Annotated in this window: 19 protein-coding genes and 1 pseudogene; 9 read left to right on the top strand and 11 right to left on the bottom strand. The window is 69.9% G+C overall.

Annotated features, from left to right (window positions below; genetic code table 11):
* Window positions 1-109 precede the first annotated feature (109 nt).
* The gene (locus HFP15_RS17375) at window positions 110-739 is read left to right on the top strand and encodes a helix-turn-helix domain-containing protein (protein WP_246271790.1); all 630 of its coding nucleotides are present in this window, start codon (window positions 110-112) and stop codon (window positions 737-739) included.
* Between the two features lie 59 nt (window positions 740-798).
* Here HFP15_RS17375 and HFP15_RS17370 read toward each other — a convergent pair whose 3' ends face one another.
* From HFP15_RS17370 to HFP15_RS17350, 5 genes are all read right to left on the bottom strand, one after another.
* Window positions 799-1,215 (bottom strand): hypothetical protein, encoded by a 417-nt coding sequence (locus HFP15_RS17370; protein ID WP_168516762.1) that lies wholly within the window; start codon window positions 1,213-1,215, stop codon window positions 799-801.
* A gap of 54 nt (window positions 1,216-1,269) precedes the next feature.
* Entirely contained in the window at window positions 1,270-1,656 is a 387-nt protein-coding gene (locus tag HFP15_RS17365) for a roadblock/LC7 domain-containing protein (protein WP_210717368.1), read from the bottom strand.
* Window positions 1,646-2,332, bottom strand: a complete 687-nt coding sequence (locus tag HFP15_RS17360) for a MarR family transcriptional regulator (RefSeq protein WP_168516760.1) — start codon at window positions 2,330-2,332, stop codon at window positions 1,646-1,648. The genes HFP15_RS17365 and HFP15_RS17360 overlap by 11 nt, the downstream gene beginning before the upstream one ends.
* A 303-nt stretch (window positions 2,333-2,635) precedes the next feature.
* Window positions 2,636-3,418 carry an inositol monophosphatase family protein gene (locus tag HFP15_RS17355; protein WP_168516758.1) on the bottom strand — a complete coding sequence of 261 codons (783 nt, stop codon included), beginning with the start codon at window positions 3,416-3,418 and terminating at the stop codon, window positions 2,636-2,638.
* Entirely contained in the window at window positions 3,418-4,035 is a 618-nt protein-coding gene (locus HFP15_RS17350) for a GTP cyclohydrolase II (RefSeq protein WP_168516756.1), read from the bottom strand. Before HFP15_RS17350 ends, HFP15_RS17355 begins: the two co-directional genes overlap by 1 nt.
* Window positions 4,036-4,066: 31 nt before the next feature.
* Between HFP15_RS17350 and HFP15_RS42190 the strand changes: the two genes are divergently transcribed.
* Window positions 4,067-4,741, top strand: a complete 675-nt coding sequence (locus HFP15_RS42190; protein ID WP_210717367.1) for a creatininase family protein — start codon at window positions 4,067-4,069, stop codon at window positions 4,739-4,741.
* 28 nt (window positions 4,742-4,769) lie between these two features.
* On the opposite strand, the pseudogene HFP15_RS17345 reads toward HFP15_RS42190, so the two are convergent.
* From HFP15_RS17345 to HFP15_RS17325, 5 genes and pseudogenes are all read right to left on the bottom strand, one after another.
* Window positions 4,770-5,615, bottom strand: a pseudogene (locus HFP15_RS17345) (lysylphosphatidylglycerol synthase transmembrane domain-containing protein); the annotation flags it as partial.
* Window positions 5,612-6,427: a class I SAM-dependent methyltransferase gene (locus HFP15_RS17340; protein WP_312871628.1), complete on the bottom strand. Its 816-nt coding sequence runs from the start codon at window positions 6,425-6,427 to the stop codon at window positions 5,612-5,614. The gene HFP15_RS17340 and the pseudogene HFP15_RS17345, both read right to left, overlap by 4 nt.
* Window positions 6,379-7,374, bottom strand: a complete 996-nt coding sequence (locus tag HFP15_RS17335) for a glycosyltransferase family 4 protein (RefSeq protein WP_168516751.1) — start codon at window positions 7,372-7,374, stop codon at window positions 6,379-6,381. The genes HFP15_RS17340 and HFP15_RS17335 overlap by 49 nt, the downstream gene beginning before the upstream one ends.
* Complete coding sequence (locus HFP15_RS17330) at window positions 7,352-7,762, bottom strand: 6-pyruvoyl trahydropterin synthase family protein (RefSeq protein WP_168516969.1); 411 nt, start codon at window positions 7,760-7,762, stop codon at window positions 7,352-7,354. The genes HFP15_RS17335 and HFP15_RS17330 overlap by 23 nt, the downstream gene beginning before the upstream one ends.
* A 104-nt stretch (window positions 7,763-7,866) precedes the next feature.
* Window positions 7,867-8,826, bottom strand: coding sequence for a zinc-dependent alcohol dehydrogenase (locus HFP15_RS17325; protein WP_168516749.1), 960 nt, complete (start codon window positions 8,824-8,826; stop codon window positions 7,867-7,869).
* A 36-nt stretch (window positions 8,827-8,862) separates the two neighbouring features.
* On the opposite strand from HFP15_RS17325, the gene HFP15_RS17320 reads away from it, so the two are divergent.
* The 7 genes from HFP15_RS17320 to HFP15_RS17290 all read left to right on the top strand — a co-directional run bounded on the left by HFP15_RS17320 (window position 8,863) and on the right by HFP15_RS17290 (window position 15,188).
* Window positions 8,863-9,552 (top strand): CDP-alcohol phosphatidyltransferase family protein, encoded by a 690-nt coding sequence (locus tag HFP15_RS17320; protein WP_168516748.1) that lies wholly within the window; start codon window positions 8,863-8,865, stop codon window positions 9,550-9,552.
* Window positions 9,549-11,126, top strand: a complete 1,578-nt coding sequence (locus HFP15_RS17315) for a sulfatase-like hydrolase/transferase (protein ID WP_168516746.1) — start codon at window positions 9,549-9,551, stop codon at window positions 11,124-11,126. The genes HFP15_RS17320 and HFP15_RS17315 overlap by 4 nt, the downstream gene beginning before the upstream one ends.
* Window positions 11,127-11,304: 178 nt before the next feature.
* Window positions 11,305-12,447, top strand: coding sequence for a globin domain-containing protein (locus tag HFP15_RS17310; RefSeq protein ID WP_168516744.1), 1,143 nt, complete (start codon window positions 11,305-11,307; stop codon window positions 12,445-12,447).
* Window positions 12,444-13,043, top strand: coding sequence for a DivIVA domain-containing protein (locus tag HFP15_RS17305; RefSeq protein WP_168516742.1), 600 nt, complete (start codon window positions 12,444-12,446; stop codon window positions 13,041-13,043). The genes HFP15_RS17310 and HFP15_RS17305 overlap by 4 nt, the downstream gene beginning before the upstream one ends.
* 76 nt (window positions 13,044-13,119) lie before the next feature.
* Complete coding sequence (locus HFP15_RS17300) at window positions 13,120-14,214, top strand: lipase family protein (RefSeq protein WP_168516740.1); 1,095 nt, start codon at window positions 13,120-13,122, stop codon at window positions 14,212-14,214.
* Between the two features lie 19 nt (window positions 14,215-14,233).
* The gene (locus HFP15_RS17295) at window positions 14,234-14,710 is read left to right on the top strand and encodes a group II truncated hemoglobin (protein ID WP_168516738.1); all 477 of its coding nucleotides are present in this window, start codon (window positions 14,234-14,236) and stop codon (window positions 14,708-14,710) included.
* A gap of 58 nt (window positions 14,711-14,768) precedes the next feature.
* Window positions 14,769-15,188 (top strand): VOC family protein, encoded by a 420-nt coding sequence (locus HFP15_RS17290; protein ID WP_168516736.1) that lies wholly within the window; start codon window positions 14,769-14,771, stop codon window positions 15,186-15,188.
* Here the strand turns inward: HFP15_RS17290 and HFP15_RS17285 are convergent.
* On the bottom strand, window positions 15,166-16,110 hold the full coding sequence (locus tag HFP15_RS17285; RefSeq protein WP_168516734.1) for a YihY/virulence factor BrkB family protein: 945 nt from the start codon (window positions 16,108-16,110) through the stop codon (window positions 15,166-15,168). The two genes, HFP15_RS17290 and HFP15_RS17285, sit on opposite strands and share 23 nt — an antisense overlap.
* Between the last annotated feature and the right edge of the window lie 17 nt (window positions 16,111-16,127).

The raw sequence follows: 16,127 nt of genomic DNA, 5'->3' as shown, positions 1-16,127 counted from the left end.
ATCCTGCCAGAACCGCAGTCTAGTGAGTGCCCGCGACGGCCCCGCCCGCGGTGCCCGTATGCGCCGGTAGTCCACAGTGGACAGCGGGAACATGAACTACACTTCCGGTATGGACGGTCAGGAGCCCGCGGCGCAGGAGGTGGACCGTCCGGCGCCGGGGCAGGGACGGCTGGAGCGGGCGATCGCCGGGCAGGTGCGGCGCCTGCGTCGCGCGCAGGGCCTGACGCTCACGGAACTGGCCGCCCGCACGGGAATCTCGGTCGCCATGCTGTCGAAGATCGAAAACGCGTCCATCTCGTGCAGTCTCACCACGCTCGACCGGCTCGCCGACACCTTCGACGTGCCGGTGACCTCGTTGTTCCGCGGTGCGGACACCCCGCGCGAGGCGGTGCACACCCCGGCCGGGGCCGGCGCCCGCATCGTGCGCCGTGGCACCCGCGCCGGCAACGACTACACCCTGCTGGGCGCGCTACGTGGTCCGCACAAGCGGATGGAGGCGCATCTGGTCACGCTGACCGAGCGCGGCGAGGAGGCCGCGCTGTTCCAGCATCCCGGGACCGAGCTGGTGTACATGCTCGAAGGTGAGATGGTCTACGCACACGGCGACGCCAGCTACCCGATGCGTCCCGGTGACGCGCTGCAACTGGACGGCGAGGGCGTGCACGGCCCGAGGGAGCTCCTGCGGCTCCCGGTCCGCTTCCTGTCGGTGGTCGCCTACGGCGAGGTGGCCGCCGAATAGGCGAAGGCATGCGCGACCCGCGGGGGCCGCGCATGCCGGGGTTGGTGGTTCGCGGCCGGTCAGCGGGCCGGTTTCATGACCCGGCGGGTGCTGGCGAGCAGCATGCCGATGTTCACCGACTTCGGGCAGACGACCACGGCGACGATGTCGTCGCCGCCGGTGTTGCTGCGCACGAACAGGTGCGTCAGATGGGCACTGTTGACCAGGATCTCCTCGAAGTAGTGCTCGGAGCTGGTGACGCCGCGGCGTTCCTTGAACACGTCCTCGATCATCACCACCGTGCGGCCCTGGAACAGGTCCAGCGTCGCGCCCGCGAGCAGGTCCATGACCTCGCTCGGGTGGTTGTCGGTCGTGTCGAATGCCAGGAGCATGCCGGTCGCCATGTCGACCACACCGGTCGCCAGGCAGTCGGGTACTTCTTGGCGTAGTCGTTTGACCAGCAGCCCCACCTGGTCCGACATGCTCTTGAGGTTCATTCTCGTTGTTCCCTTTCCTCTTCTGTGTTCGCTGCTCCCCGGCGGGATCGGTGCTCAGCTCGCGGTTGGCTGAACGGCCGACAAGGTCGCGCCGAGGTGGTCGATGGTGGGCCCGGCCTCCTGGTGCAGCCGCTCGATGGCCAGGCCCTCGTCGCCGAGTACCGCGAGCAGCCCGTTCTCGCCGATCGCGTACACCGCGAGATAGCCGCCGCTGCCGGCGATGACGTTGTGCCGGAACATGCCCTGGTCGACCGCGATCGCGGTCCTGCGGCACAGGCCGAGCCCCGCGGCGGCCAGCGCCGACAACCCGTCCGGGTCGATGCCCTCCGCAAGGTCCTCGACGACGAGCAGGCCGTCGATCGCGGCGATCAGCGTGCCCGTGATGCCGGGTACTCGCTCTCGCAGTGCCCTCAACTCGGACACCAGGGCGTCACGGTTCATGCGATTCCTTTCTCATCAGATTGAGCAGCCGGGGCAGTACCTCGGCGACGCCGCTGCCACCCGGTTTGCGCCGTGGTAACTGGCCCTCGTGATTCAGCTTTCCGGACTGCTGTTTCGCTGTGACCGGTGCGGCAGGCGGATTGGGGGCGATGTTCACGGCAATTCTCATCAGGCCTTCCTGCAGCATTCGTGAAATCTCGATCGTCACCGGATAAATGCCACGGCACACCACGAACGCGATGTCGCGTGCGCTGCGCCGTCCGTTCGCGTTGGCCAGAATCTCCCGCCGGTTCGCGGCCAGCGAGTCCGGATCGACATCGGGCGCGGGCAGGAAACGTTCGCGGTAGGGCGAAACCGGGTGCGGCAGGGCCGCGAGTGCGGTGAGCCTGCGCGCGGTCTCCCGGATCAGCCAGTCGGGATCGGCGCCGCGTGCGAGTGGCAACGCGGGCCCGTCGGTCGCTTTGTCGACAACGCACTCCTCGACCGATCCGGCCGCGATGGCGAAGGCCGCATCCTGTGCGACCACGGTGGAAACGACCTCCAGTTCGCTCGATCCGACGTTCCCGGCGGCGATCAGCCCGGGCCGGTCATGCGTAGCCGACATCCATTCCGCCTCGCTGACCCGGCCCGAGCGCAGCAACAGTGTTTCCGCGCCGGGTGCGCCAGGGCTGGTCACGCCCACAACCTCGCCTTGTCGCATATGGACCGCGCCGCCGGGGAATCCGACGAAACGCACTGCTCCGGTGATCTTTTCCCGTCCCGACCCGGTAACGGCACGCGCGAGTACTTCGAAAGCTTTTCCGGTGCCTGTCAATGAACTCCCTGGTCGAGTGCGCGAATGCCGAACGGAATACGCGCCAACGGGAGGCGACTATATGTCATGGAACGAGCCCGGATAAGAGGCCGGACTACGGAAGTTTTTTTCGATATCGCGGGAAAGTCGGCTTCCTACCGTCCCGTAAAGAACAACCGCAGGACCTTATCCGTCTACTTCGGACAGCAGGCTGAGCAGCTCGCCGGCCAGGCCGGGGCACACCGCGATCGTCGCGGCCGATGCGGTGGTGTGCTCGCTGCCGTCGGCGTCGAGCACGAGCCCGCCCGCCTCGCGGACCAGCAGCGTGCCCGCCGTCGTGTCCCACGGCAGGTTCGCGAGGATCACCGTGGCCTCGAGCTTGCCGTGCGCGACCCAGGACAAATCGATCGCGGCGGTGCCGAGCATCCGGATGCGTTGTGCCCGCGCGCCGAGCCGGTCCAGCAGTTCGAGGCGGACCCGGTTCTTCGCGGCAGCCCCCTCGCCGGTCGCGAAGTCCCCGATCGAGATCACCGCGTCGGGCAGTTCGCGCGCCGGGGAGACCCGGATCCGCGCATCGCCGGCGTACGCGCCATGACCCTCGGCGGCGGTGTAGACGGTGTCCAGGAAAGGAAGATCGATGGCAGCCAGTACGCTACGGTGACCGGACACCAGACCCAGCGACACCGCACAGAGCGGGATCCCGCGCACGAAGTTCGACGTGCCGTCGACGGGATCCAGCGCCCACCACAACGCACCGGGATCTCCGCTGCGCCCGTGTTCCTCACCGAGGATCCCGATTTCCGGTGTCTCCCGGGCGAGGAACTCCCGTACCGCGTCCTCGACCGCGAGGTCGACGTCGCTGACCAGGTCACGGTCGCCCTTCGCCCGCACGGACGCGGGCACGCGGGAGCGGATCACGCGGCGCGCCAGCGCGACCGCTTCGCGCGCGATCGGCAGCAGGTCCCGCATCAGGGTTCGGTGACGAACTGGTCGAGCTGCGGCAGATCGTGCCCGAGCCGGTCGCGTTTGGCCGTCAGGTAACCGATGTTGTCGGCGCTCACCGGTGCGAGCAGCGGAACCCGTGCGCTCACGGCGATTCCGTGCGATTCCAGCGCTTCGATCTTGTCCGGGTTGTTCGACATCAGCCGGACCGAGCGCACGCCGAGGTAGCGCAGGATGCGCGCGGCGGGCCCGTAGTCGCGGACGTCCACCGGCAGCCCGAGGCTCGTCGCGGAGTCCACCGTGTCCAGCCCCTGCTCGTCCTGCAGGATGTGCGTGCGCACCTTCGCGACCAGGCCGATTCCGCGGCCCTCGTGCCCGCGCAGGTAAATCAGGATGCCGCCGCCCGCGTCGACGATCGCGTCCAGCGCCGCGTCGAGCTGCTCGCCGCATTCACACCGGGTCGAGCCGAAGACGTCACCGGTCAGGCATTCCGAATGCACCCGCACCAGGACGTCCTCGCTCGCCCGCGGACCGTGGACCAGCGCCATGTGCTCCGGCCCGCCCGGCTCGTCGCGGAAGGCGACACTCGAGAACGTGCCGCGCCGGGTCACCAGTTTCGACTCCGCGATGTCTGCCTCGCGCATCCGGTCTCCTCCGTTTGGTATCCCTGACACTATGGATCTCCTGCCCACGGACACGACCACCGAAATCCGCGACCGCGGGCCCGAAGTGGCGGTGCTGCCGGTCGGCAGCTTCGAGCAGCACGGCGAGTTCCTGCCGCTGGCCACCGACACGGTCATCGCGTGCACGATCGCGGCCGAACTCGCGGCGGCGCATCCGGTGCGCGTGCTCGCACCGGTGACCGTGTCGTGTTCACACGAACACGCGGCATGGCCCGGCACCGTGAGCATTTCGGCGACCACGCTGTCCGCGGTCGTGCGCGACATCGCGGCCTCGGCGGGCGCGCGGAAACTCGTGATCGTCAACGCCCACGGCGGGAACTACGTGCTCGGCAACGTCGTGCAGGAGGCGGGCGGCGCGATGGCGTTGTTCCCCGGCATCCAGGACTGGCTGGACGCGCGCGCAGCGGCGGGGCTGGAGACCTCGATGGACACCGACATGCACGCGGGGGAGCTGGAAACCTCGATTCTGCTGCACGCGCACCCCGAACTGGTCAGGCCCGGCTATGAGACGGCGGATTGGATCGCGGACGATCGCCGGCACCTCCTCTCCCGAGGCCTGGACGCGTATACCGAGTCCGGTGTGGTCGGGCGGCCTTCGCTGGCCTCGGCACGCAAGGGACAGGTTCTGCTCGCGTCGTTGGCGCGCTCGTTCGGCGAGTACCTCTGAACAATGTCACGGCACCCGGCAGGCTCGCCACCAGCGCGAGCACGCCGTAGACCACCGCGGTGGTGAGTCCGGCCGTCGCGCCGAGTCCGGTGGTGCCGAACGCCAGCGCGGTGAAGCCTTCGCGGGGCCCCCAGCCGCCGACGTTGAGCGGCAGGCTCATCACCACGAGCGCGAGCAGCATCAACGGCATCAACGTGAGCACCGGCGCCGACACCCCGGCCGTCCGCGCGGCGATGACGAACAACGTGACGTGCCCGGCGATCGCGGCCGCGGACAGCAGCGCGGCCTTCGGTGCGACGGGAAGCAGTTCGCGTGCGCGCGCGAGCGTCGTGCCCAGCGCGGCCCTTGTGCGGACCACGACGACGGCGGCGACGACAAGCACGACGGCCGGCAGGACGAGCGCCGTGCGGCCGGGCAGGACCATGCCGAGGAACGAGGGCTGGGCGAGCAGGACCGCGGCGCCGAGGACGAGCAGCACGGCCTGTCCGGCGAAGCGTTCGAGCACCACCGCGCGCACGCCGTTGCCAACGTCGCCGGACCGGCGCCCGTGGTTGACCGCGCGGTGCACGTCGCCGAGCACTCCGGCGGGCAGGACGGCGTTGAGCAGCAGCGAACGGTAGTAGTCGGCGATGGCGGCGGGCAGGCTGAGCGCCAGTCCCAGCCCGCGGGCGATCAGGCACCAGCGCCACGCGCTGAGCACCGTGGTCAGCAGCCCGATGCCGAGTGCGGCCAGTACCGGCCCCACCGTGATGACGCGCAGTCCGTCGACGAACGCCCCGGTCCCCATGCGCCACACCAGCGCCCCCAGGATGGCCAGCCCGGCGACGAGCCGCAGCCAGGGCCACCACCGCACGAGCGGGGTCGCGGTACTCATGGGCAGGCCACCGCCAGCAGGTCGGTGTGGTGAACGATCGCGCGCAGGTCCGGGTTGCCGAGTCGCCGGGCGAGGTAGGGCCCGGCCTCGGAAGTCAGCGCGGGGTTCTGCTCGCACGCCGCGGCGACCCAGCCGCGCAGCCACTTCTCCAGCAGCGGCCCGGAATCCAGCCGCCAGGGGCTGGGGGCGGTGTGGACGGTCATGCCGCACTCGGCGAACGCCTCCGCGGCCGCCGCGACCGCGTCCGGCCCCAGCCGTCCTTCGCGGCGCTGGTGGTCGTTGAAGGCGGCGGTCAGGCCGGCGTCCAGCGGGTCGGGCGGGTCGAACTCGACGCGGCCGGACACCGACAGCGTGAGCAGCGCCGGGCACCGCGCCTCGGCACAGGCCGCCGCCAGCCCGTCGATCTCGTCCCGGGTCAGGATGTCCAGCAGCGCCGACGCGGTCAGCACCGAGGTGCCGTGCAGGTCCGCGCCGGACAGCTCGCCCTGGCGGGTCTCGAACGTGACGGTGCCGCCGTCCGCGGCCGGGCCGGTCACGGTCGCCACCGCGAGCAGGGCGGGGTCCCGATCCTGCAAGATCCAGTGCTGCGGACCGGGCAGCCGCCCGGCCAGCCATCGTCCCATCGATCCTGTGCCACATCCCATGTCACGAAGGACCAGGGGTAACCGGTTCAATGCGAGATCGCAAAGGGTTCCCACCAGCGCGGCCGCACGGGCCGTGGCGTCGGCGGGTTCGCGCAGTTCGAGCCAGTCGGCGGCGAAGATCAGCTGTTCGCCAGGACCTGAGCCATCCGTTGTGCGGTGTGCGTCCACGGCGTCAGGGTGCCACGGCGAAGCAGCGCCGATCGGCGGAGTCCGGCACGCAGGGCGGGCCGGTCGAACCAGTCACGCAGCGCCTCGGTCAGCGCTCGGACATCGCCGGGCGGGAAGCAAAGCCCAGCGCTGTCAAGGGCATCGGGGGCGGCGGAGGCCAGCACGGGGATGCCCCGCGCCAGCGCCTCGGTCACGGCCATGCCGTAGGTCTCCGACCGCGAGGGCAGCACCACGAGATCGGCTCGCGCGTAGCTGTGCTCCAGTGCCTGGCCGGTGCGCGATCCGGTCAGCCGGATACGCTCGTCCAAGCCGTGCGCCGCAATCAGCTCCCGTACTCGTGACACGTAGCGCGGGTCTCGTTCCAGCGGCCCGACACAGTCGCACGCCCAGTCCCGGTCGGCGACCGCGGCGAGCGCGGTGACCAGCAGGTCCTGGCCCTTGCGCGGCGTCAGCGACGCGACGCACAGCAGCCGGGACACCCCGTCGGTGCCCGGCGCCGGATCGGCGACGTCGGTGCCGGGGATGACGACGTGCACCTCCGTCAGCCCGTGGTGCGCCCGTACCCGCTCGGCCGCGCGTGGACTGGTCGTGACGACGGCGCGCGCCGCGTGCAGCACCTCCCGCTCCCGCGCGTCGAGGTCCGGCCCGCCCTCGTCGGCCAGGGGCAGATGTACCAGCACCACCAGCCGCAGCCGGTCCGCGTGCGGCACCACGATCTCCGGAACTCCGCAGGCCACCAGCCCGTCCAGCAGCACGAGCGCACCGTCCGGCGCGGCGCTCAGCTCGCGGCCGAGCGCGGCTCGTTCGGTCGCCGAGGGCCGTGGCCAGGAGCCGGTGACGGCGGATTCCGTGACGTCCCAGCCGATCTCGCGCAGGCCGTCGAGCACGCGGCGGTCATAGACGTTGCCGCCGCTGGGAATCGCGTCAGCCGGCAGTACGAAGATCACGTTCGTAGCTCGCCCACGCGACGTGTGACTCGTGCAGCGTCACGGTGATTCCCGCCAGGCCACGCGCGCCCTCACCGAGGGCTCCGGCGTGCACGCGGTCGGCGAGCCGGTCCGCGATGACCTTGCACAGGAACTCGGTGGAGGTGTTGATCCCGGCGAACTCCGGCAGGTCGTCGAGGTTGCGGTAGTTGAGATCGCCCAGCGTCTCGCCGAGTTCCTTGGTGGCCAGCCCGATGTCCACCACGATGTTGGCGGCGTCCAGCTCGGGCCGCTTGAACGTCGCGTCCACGACGAACGTCGCCCCGTGCAACCGCTGCGCGGGCCCGAACACGTCCCCCCGGAAGCTGTGGGCGATCATCACGTGATCCCGCACGGTGATGCTGAACAAAGAAACCTCCTGGTTGTTGTCCTGAATGCCGGCTTGCGGGCGGTGCGGGTAGCGGTGCCGGTTGACAGCCCACTGCAAGCGGCTCCGCCGCTTCGTAAGATCTCCTAGTAAGCGATCCGGTGGCATAGTGCCGGAATCTCGCCGGACATCAGTCGCGGCAGGACCGACGGCAGGTCGTTGAAAGCGCTTTCTCCCGTGATCAGCGCGTCGAAGCGTGGATCGGCGAGCAGGTCGAGCGCGAGCGCGAGCCGTTGCGCGTAGGTGCGTTTGCGCGCCGGGGACACGGTGCCGACCTGGCTCGCACGGATGGTCAGCCGCCGCGAGTGGAAGTTCTCGCCGAGCGGCAGGCTCACCCGCCGGTCGCCGTACCAGCTCAGCTCGATCACCTGTCCCTCCGGCGCCAGCAACTCCAGCGCCCGCGCCAGGCCCGCCTCGGTGGCGCTCGCGTGCACCACGAGATCGCAGTCCCCGGCGGCATCGGCGGGTGTGGCGAACTCGACGCCGAGCGCCGCGGCGGTCGTGGCCCGCGCCGGGTCGATGTCGACCAACTGCACCTTCGCGCCGGGAAAACCCGCCAGGATTCCCGCGACCGAGCAGCCGACCATCCCGGCGCCGAGCACCGCGATCCGGTCACCGACCAGCGGCGCGGCGTCCCACAGCGCGTTCACCGCGGTCTCCACCGTGCCGGCGAGGATCGCCCGCGAAGCCGGCACACCCTCCGGCACCACGGTCACCGCGCCGGCCGGGACGACGTAGCGTGTCTGGTGCGGGTACAGGCAGAACACGGTGCGCCCGGTCAGCGGCCCGTCCTCGACAACGCCGACGTTGAGGTAGCCGTACTTGACCGGCCCCGGGAAGTCGCCCTCCTGGAACGGGGCCCGCATGACCTCGTGCTGGCTCGGCGGCACGCCACCGCGGAACACCAGCGATTCGGTCCCGCGGCTCACGCCGGAGAACAGGCTGCGGACCAGCACCTCACCGGGGCCGGGATCCCCCACTCGGGCGGGGCGGATCTCGCCGGGGCCAGGGGGATTGAACCAGAACGCACGTGCCGAACGTGTCATCCCTACAACCTCCGCACGAAGGGTACGCGAACCACCATGATCGTTCAGGCTCAGCGTCCTGGCACGCTCGCGGCGGGCCAGGACCAGGGCATCGCCCTGTGTGCGCAGGTCGTGCTGCTGACCGCGCTCGGCGTGGGGCCGGCGGGCTGGCTGGCCGGTGCCGCGTACGGCGTGGCGTTGTGGCTCGTCCTCACCCAGGCCCTGCGCCGGTCCGGCACCTATCTCCTCGGGCCCGCCGACCGCGTCACGCTCGCCCGCGCGACGCTCGCCGGGGGAGTGCTCGCGCTCGTGGTGTCCGGTGTGGACGGTCCGCTGCTGGTCGGGGTGGCCTCGGTGGCGTTACTGCTGGACGCCGTGGACGGGCAGGTCGCGCGCCGTACCGGCACGGTGTCGGCGCTGGGTGCGCGGTTCGACATGGAGGTCGACGCGTTTCTCATCCTCGTGCTCAGCGTCGAGGTCTCGTTGTCGGCGGGATGGTGGGTGCTGGCGATCGGCGCGATGCGGTACGCGTTCGTCGCGGCGGCCCGGTTCGCCCCGTGGCTGGGCGCCGACCTGCCGCCGAGTCGCGCGCGCAAGATCGTCGCCGCGATGCAGGGAGTTCTCCTTGTCGTGGCCGGAATACTGCCGGCGACGGCCGCGATCGCCGTCGCCGCCGTGGCGCTCGCGTCGCTGGTGTGGTCGTTCGGCAGGGACATCGGACGGCTGTGGCGGAGGCGGGTGTCATGACGAGAACCGTCGTGGGCGGCACGCTCACCGTGCTGGCGGTCGTGCTCGTGGTCGCCGCGCTCGTCCTGCCCAACGACCTCGCCCTGCTCACCCCGGTGGCGTTCCTGCGGCTTCCGGTGGAGGCGATCGCGGGCGTGGCGCTGGTGCTGGTGCTGCGCGGGCGGGCGCGCGCGATCGTGGCGGTCACCGCCGGCGCGCTGCTCGGCGTGCTGACCCTGTTGAAGCTGGTCGACATGGGGTTCTTCGTGGCGTTCGACCGGCCGTTCAACCTGGTCTTCGACTGGAGTTTCCTCGGACCCGCGCTGAGCCTCGTGCACGGCGGGACGCTCGCCGTGATCGGGATCGTGGTGGCGGCGCTCGCCCTGATCGCCGCGACGGCGTGGGCCGCGCTGCGGATGACGCGGCTCGCGGTCCGGCACCGCAGCGTCTCGGCCAAGGTGGTCGCGGTGCTCGGCGTCGTCTGGCTCGTGGCCGCGGTTTTCGGCGCCCCGCTGGCATCCCGCGGCACGGTCGGGCTGGCCTATCGCGACGTGCGGCAGGTGAGTTCGGATCTGCACGACAAGAGCGCCTTCGCCGACGCGCTCGCCGTCGACGCCTTCCGCGACACCCCGCCCGGCAAACTGCTGACCGGGTTGCGCGGCAAGAACGTCGTCCTCGCGTTCGTGGAGAGCTACGGCCGCGTCGCCGTGCAGGACTCCGACATCGCGCCGCGGATCGACGCCCTGCTCGACTCGGGGACGCAGAGCCTCGCCGCCGCGGGATTCCAGGCCCGCAGCGCGTTTCTCACCTCGTCCACGACCGGCGGCGGGAGCTGGCTGGCGCATTCCACACTCGAATCGGGGCTGTGGGTGGACAACCAACAGCGCTACACGACATTGACCGGCAGCGACCGGTTCACGCTCAGCGCCGCCTTCGCTCGCGCGGGCTGGCGCACCGTGAACTCGCAGCCCGCGAACATGGCCGACTGGCCCGAAGGCAGGTTCTACGGCTACGACAAGCTCTACGACTTCCGCGACCTGGGCTATCGCGGGCCCGCGTTCTCCTACGCGTCGATGCCCGACCAGTACGCGATGGCCAAGCTCCAGCAGGACGAACTGTCCACACCGGACCATCCGCCGGTGATGGCGCACATCGATCTGGTGTCGAGTCACTGGCCGTGGGCACCGCTGCCGCGCATGGTCGACTGGAACGCGCTGGGCGACGGCACGATCTTCAACCCGATGCCCGCACAGGGCAAGCAGCTCAACGACGTCTGGTCGGATCCGGCGAAGGTGCGCGCCGCCTACGCCGATTCGATCCAGTACTCGCTCACCGCGGTGCTGTCGTGGCTGCGGACCTACGGCGACGACAACACGGTGCTGATCTTCCTCGGTGACCACCAGCCGAACACGAGCGTCACCGGCAGCGACAACGCAAGCCGGGACGTGCCGATCACGATCGTCACGCGGGATCAGGCGGTGTTGTCCCGGATTTCGGCCTGGGACTGGCGTCCCGGCCTCAACCCCGCCCCGGCGGCGCCGGTGTGGCCGATGGACGCGTTCCGCGACCGGTTCCTCGACGCCTTCGACGGGTGATCGTTGGCTGTCGCCGGAAAGCCGGTCCCGGCGGTGATTTCTTCCCATTCGAAACAGAGTCTTGCCTGCGCATGAACGGCCATTTAGGCTCCACCGCATGCTCCAGGCCGGTAGGCCTAACGGAGGCAACGTATTTCCCCGCGCAGCGCGGCGCTTGTTCCAGTGAGGAAGGAAGCACGTGGATTCGGTGCGCCTGCGGGCGAGCTGGCATTCGCTGACCGCGCACGGCGGGCAGGTTCCGCTGTTCTTCTATTCGACGTTGTTCCTGGCCAATCCCGACATCAGGCAGATGTTCCCGGCCGCAATGGCGGGCCAGCGGGACAAGCTGATGGCCGCACTCGGCAACGTCGTCGCCAACGTGGACACCCTCGACGCCGCCGTGCCGTTCCTGCAACAGCTCGGGCGTGACCACCGGAAGTTCGCGGTGACCGCCGAGCACTACCCGGCGGTGGGGCACGCCCTGCTCGCGACGCTGGCGCACTTCCTCGGCGAGGAGTGGACGAACGAGCTCGCCGACGACTGGGCCGCGGCCTACAAACTCGTCGCCGACGTGATGATGGCGGCCGCGCAGCAGCGCGCGCACGCGGAGCCCGCGTGGTGGGAAGCCGAGGTGATCGCGCACGAGCGGCGCACACTGGACGTCGCGGTGCTCACCGTGCGCACCGAACCGGCCATTCCTTACCTCGCGGGGCAAAGCGTCGCCGTGGAGACCGCGCTGCGGCCGCGGGTGTGGCGTTACTACACACCCGCGAACGCGCCCTCGCCCGACGGGACCATCGAACTGCACGTACGGCTGGTCGACGGTGGTCCGGTCAGCTCGGCACTGGTGCAGGCCGTGGGCGTCGGCGACGTGCTGCGGCTCGGCGCCCCCGTCGGCACGAACCTGACGGTGTCGCATTCGCGGGATGTGGTGTTCGTCGCAGGCGGTACGGGGCTCGCACCGTTCAAGGCGCTGCTCGGGCAGTTCGCGGGCGAGCCGTTCCGGCGGCGGGTGCACCTGTTCGCCGGAGCGCGCTCCGGGCGGGAGTTCTACGATCTCGCCGCCCTGTCGGAATGGCAGCGCGCACTGCCGCAGCTGACCGTCGTGCGGGCGGTGTCGGAGGATCCGCGCTTTCCGGGGGAGCACGGCGACGTCGCCGACGTCGCGGCGCGCTACTCGTCGTGGCCGGACCAGGAGATCTACGTCTGCGGTTCGCCGGAGATGGTCGCCGCCGGCCGCAACCGGCTGCGGGCGGCCGGAGTGGGGGCAGAGCGGATCCACTGCGAGGACTTCACCACCTACGCCGGACCGACCGAACTGTCTACAAAGGACCAGCTATGACCGTGCAGACAGGTTTCCGCCGCATCCTCACCCCGGAACGCATCCGCGGCCTGGTGTTCAGCAAGGCTCCGCTGGGCAGGCGCGGGGTGGACCCGAACGAGGTCGAGCTGTTCCAGAAGCGCCTGGCCGAGGAGATCGCCGCGGGCGACGCCGAGAACGCCAGGCTGCGTGCGGAGAACGACCGGCTGCGCCGGTGGTACCGGGACCAGGGCGAACGGGTCGACGGTGCGGTCCAGATCGTGCCTGTCCAGGTCGACGTCGACGCGGTGAACCTGCTGTCGGAGGCGCAGCTGCAGGCGGAGGCCTACATCGCGCAGGCGGAGGCGCACAGCCGCCGGGTCACGGTCGAAGCACGCAGGCAGGCGCAGGAAATCCTGCGCGACGCCCAGGAACAGGCAGAGGTCGCCGCGCAGAACGCCGCGCAGGTGTACCGGGCCGGCGCCGGTGGCGGGTACGCCGCGGAGCTGGAGGAGATGGAGCGGCGGCTGGCGTGGCTGCGCGCGTTCGGCCACGCCGTGCAGGTCCAGCTGCGCGCCGCCTCCGACGCGTTCACCCGGGAGATCGAGAAGCTGACCGAGTTCCCGGACCGCCGCTGAGGGGCTGGACGCGGGCAGGCAACGCTGCGACCCTGGTTCGAGTCAACGCCGTCGCGCTGGAGACTGGACCAAAACCATGTACACCAACACAGCGAAGGCACCAAGTAACGGAACACTACGCCCGCTGCGCAAACCCACGCCGGGCTTTCCCGTCTACCCCAACCTGACCGACACACTGCTCGACGCGATGCGGACACCGGGTAAACCGACCTACAGCCAGCATGCCGGTAAGGCCGAACTGGATCTCGTCGTCGCGCACGTACTCGCCACCTGCGCCTCCTACGCCTACTCCGACGAGGACACGCTGTCGATGATCATGGCGAGGCTGGGGCTCGCGGACAATCGCGTGCTGCGTGTTTCCCTCGACGTGGACGCGATGCTCATCGCCTCCACCGCCTTCCTCGTGCAGAGCGCGGACGGCCGTGTGGTGATCCTGTGCTACCGGGGCACCCCGCCGACCGATCTGATCAACTGGTTCGCCGACATCCAGGTCGATCCCGAGCGCATCCGGTTCCGCCTCGACGGCGCGACCCCCACCGTGCACGCGGGTTTCTACCGCAACGCCAGGTCGACGCGGTACCGGATCGTGGAGGCACTCGCCCACGCGGTGAACGCCGAACCGCTGGACGAGAGCTTCCCGAAACCGGATCATCCACTGGAGGCGTTGTTCATCACCGGGCACAGTTTCGGCGCGGCGATGGCGGCGCTGATGGGGGTCATGCTCAAGACCGATCCGGACCGGGCGCCGATCGCCGACAAGATGTACCCGGTGCACACGTTCGGGCAGCCGATGGTCGGAGACGGCGAATTCGCCCGGAAATGCGAGGAGATCCCGTGGAACGGTGACGGGGATTCGCCGTTGAGTGAACATTTCGTACGGTGGGTCTACCAGAAGGACATCGTGGCGGTGCTGCCGCCCACGGCGTCCGGGTCGTTCGAGCATTTCGGGGTGGAGTACCAGTTCGAGGGCGAGGTCTGGAAGCGCCGGGACAAACCGGTGAGGCAGTTGCGAAATCTCGCCGGACTGGTGACCGCGCCGATCGGTTTTCTCACACGGCAGGTCGAAGCGCTGCGCGAGGTGCGCGTCGGACCTTCCATCGACGATCATTTTCCGCATCACTATGTCGCGAGACTGACCCCGGCGGGCGTTCTCAGTGAATTCGGGGACTGATCTGTGGCAGGCTGATGCGGTGCGTCCCACGTTGTACGAGTTCGCCGGTGGCAAGCCCGCCTTTCTGGCACTGGCCAGGGCACATCACGAGCGGTGCCTCGCCGATCCGGAGCTCAACCATCCGTTCTCGCATCCGGATCAGCATCCCCAGCACGTGGAGCGGCTGGCCGCTTACTGGGCGGAGGTGATGGGCGGGCCGCCCGAGTACTCCGGAAAATGCGGCGATCATTCGGCAATGCTGGTCATGCACGCGGGAAACGGGGACATGAGCGACCTCGGCCGGCGTTTCGTCGAGTGTTTCGTGGCCGCGGCCGACGATGCGCGACTTCCCCAAGATCCGGAGTTCCGCGCGGCGCTGCGGGACTACATGGAATGGGCCGTCGCGGAAGTACTCAGCTACCCCACGGACGATATTCCCGTGCCGTCCCGGTTGCCGATGCCGCGCTGGTCCTGGCACGGACCGGAAGCCGGAAGTTCCGTCGAATCGCTGTTGTGACCAGGGCCACGACGGTGCCAGTATGGGCGCCTCATCAGTGGCGATGGAGGAGGAACTGATGGCTTCTCGGCTCAACCCATACATCACTTTCGACGGTTCCGCTCGGCAGGCACTGGAGTTCTACAAGCAGGTTTTCGGTGCCGGTGAACCCACCATGAGCACGTTCGGCGAATTCGGGCAGCCCGATGCGCCCAACGCGGACAGGATCATGCACGGGATGCTGGAAACGCCCGGCGGCTTCACGTTGATGTGCGCCGACATCCCACCGGGCGAGGAATTCAAGCCCGGCAACAACATGTCGATCAGCCTCAGCGGGGACGACGGCGACGAACTGCGCGGTTACTGGAACAAGCTCGCCGAGGGCGGCACCGTCGCAGTTCCGCTGGAGAAGCAGATGTGGGGCGACGAATTCGGCATGTGCACCGACCGGTTCGGCATCGCCTGGATGGTCAACATCAGCGGCCGGACAGAGTCCTGATCACCAGTCCCGCCGACGCACCGGCCGCGAGCGTCGCGCTCGCGTGCCGGGCGTCGGCGGGCAGGTCGGAATCGTCCGGGCCGGTCGTGGTCCAGACGGTCACCAGAAGCAGCCAGCGCACCACCAGGTAGACGAACAGCAGCAGGCCGACGAGCGCGCCGAGCGTTGCCACGGCGGGGGATTTGCCGAGCAGGCGCAGGTAGAGACCACCGGCCTGCTGCAGTGCGCCGAGCCCGACCGCCGCGACGGCCGCGGGCCGCAGGTGCGCCGACACGCGCAGCCGCTGCCGCGGCAGTTTCGCGAGGCACCACGCGATCACCAGCCAGTTCGCGGCGAGGCTGAGCACCAGCGAGCCGAGCACCAGCACGACGTGCGCGCCCGCCGTCCCGCCGAGACCGGTCAGCGACAGCAGCCACGCGCCGACCGTGCCGGTCATCGACGCCAGCGCGAACGACACCGTCAGCGCGAGGCCGATTCCGAGCAGGGTCGCGACGTCGGCGAGGATCGTGCGCAGCAGGGAGCGTTGTTCGCGCGGCTGGGCACGCACCGCGCTGACCGCGTCCCGCAGGTTGCTGATCCAGCTCCAGCCCGAGTACACCGACACCGCGAGCGCGACGATCCCGAGCCGTCCCCGCTCGTCGACGACGAGGCCCACGATGTGCCCGACCTGGTCGGCGGCCGGAGCGGGAAGCGCGGCGCCGAGAGCCTTCTCCAGTTGCGCGACGAGTTCCTGGTCCTCGGCGAGCACGAACCCGGCGACCGAGACCGCGATCATCAGCAGCGGCACCATGGACAGCAGCGTGAAGAAGGTGATGGCGGCGGCGTAGTGGTCGCCGTCGCGCTGCCGGTACCGCACGAGCGTGGCCGCGAGGCGGCGCAGCCACCGGTGCCGCCGCAGTGCCGCGCTGGTGATCCGTCGCATGGTGCCCCTTCTGCTCG

The organism is Amycolatopsis acididurans (genome assembly GCF_012328925.1).
Classification (GTDB): Bacteria; Actinomycetota; Actinomycetes; order Mycobacteriales; family Pseudonocardiaceae; genus Amycolatopsis_E; species Amycolatopsis_E acididurans.
The sequence above is the reverse complement of the archived record's forward strand: the minus strand, read 5'-3'. Positions and strand labels throughout refer to the sequence as shown.

Coding starts and splice junctions, on each gene's coding strand:
- HFP15_RS17375 (WP_246271790.1), top strand. CDS start 110: ATGGACGGTCAGGAGCCCGCGGCGCAGGAGGTGGACCGTCCGGCGCCG.
- HFP15_RS17370 (WP_168516762.1), bottom strand. CDS start 1,215: ATGAACCTCAAGAGCATGTCGGACCAGGTGGGGCTGCTGGTCAAACGA.
- HFP15_RS17365 (WP_210717368.1), bottom strand. CDS start 1,656: ATGAACCGTGACGCCCTGGTGTCCGAGTTGAGGGCACTGCGAGAGCGA.
- HFP15_RS17355 (WP_168516758.1), bottom strand. CDS start 3,418: ATGCGGGACCTGCTGCCGATCGCGCGCGAAGCGGTCGCGCTGGCGCGC.
- HFP15_RS17350 (WP_168516756.1), bottom strand. CDS start 4,035: ATGCGCGAGGCAGACATCGCGGAGTCGAAACTGGTGACCCGGCGCGGC.
- HFP15_RS42190 (WP_210717367.1), top strand. CDS start 4,067: ATGGATCTCCTGCCCACGGACACGACCACCGAAATCCGCGACCGCGGG.
- HFP15_RS17325 (WP_168516749.1), bottom strand. CDS start 8,826: ATGACACGTTCGGCACGTGCGTTCTGGTTCAATCCCCCTGGCCCCGGC.
- HFP15_RS17320 (WP_168516748.1), top strand. CDS start 8,863: ATGATCGTTCAGGCTCAGCGTCCTGGCACGCTCGCGGCGGGCCAGGAC.
- HFP15_RS17315 (WP_168516746.1), top strand. CDS start 9,549: ATGACGAGAACCGTCGTGGGCGGCACGCTCACCGTGCTGGCGGTCGTG.
- HFP15_RS17305 (WP_168516742.1), top strand. CDS start 12,444: ATGACCGTGCAGACAGGTTTCCGCCGCATCCTCACCCCGGAACGCATC.
- HFP15_RS17300 (WP_168516740.1), top strand. CDS start 13,120: ATGTACACCAACACAGCGAAGGCACCAAGTAACGGAACACTACGCCCG.
- HFP15_RS17290 (WP_168516736.1), top strand. CDS start 14,769: ATGGCTTCTCGGCTCAACCCATACATCACTTTCGACGGTTCCGCTCGG.
- HFP15_RS17285 (WP_168516734.1), bottom strand. CDS start 16,110: ATGCGACGGATCACCAGCGCGGCACTGCGGCGGCACCGGTGGCTGCGC.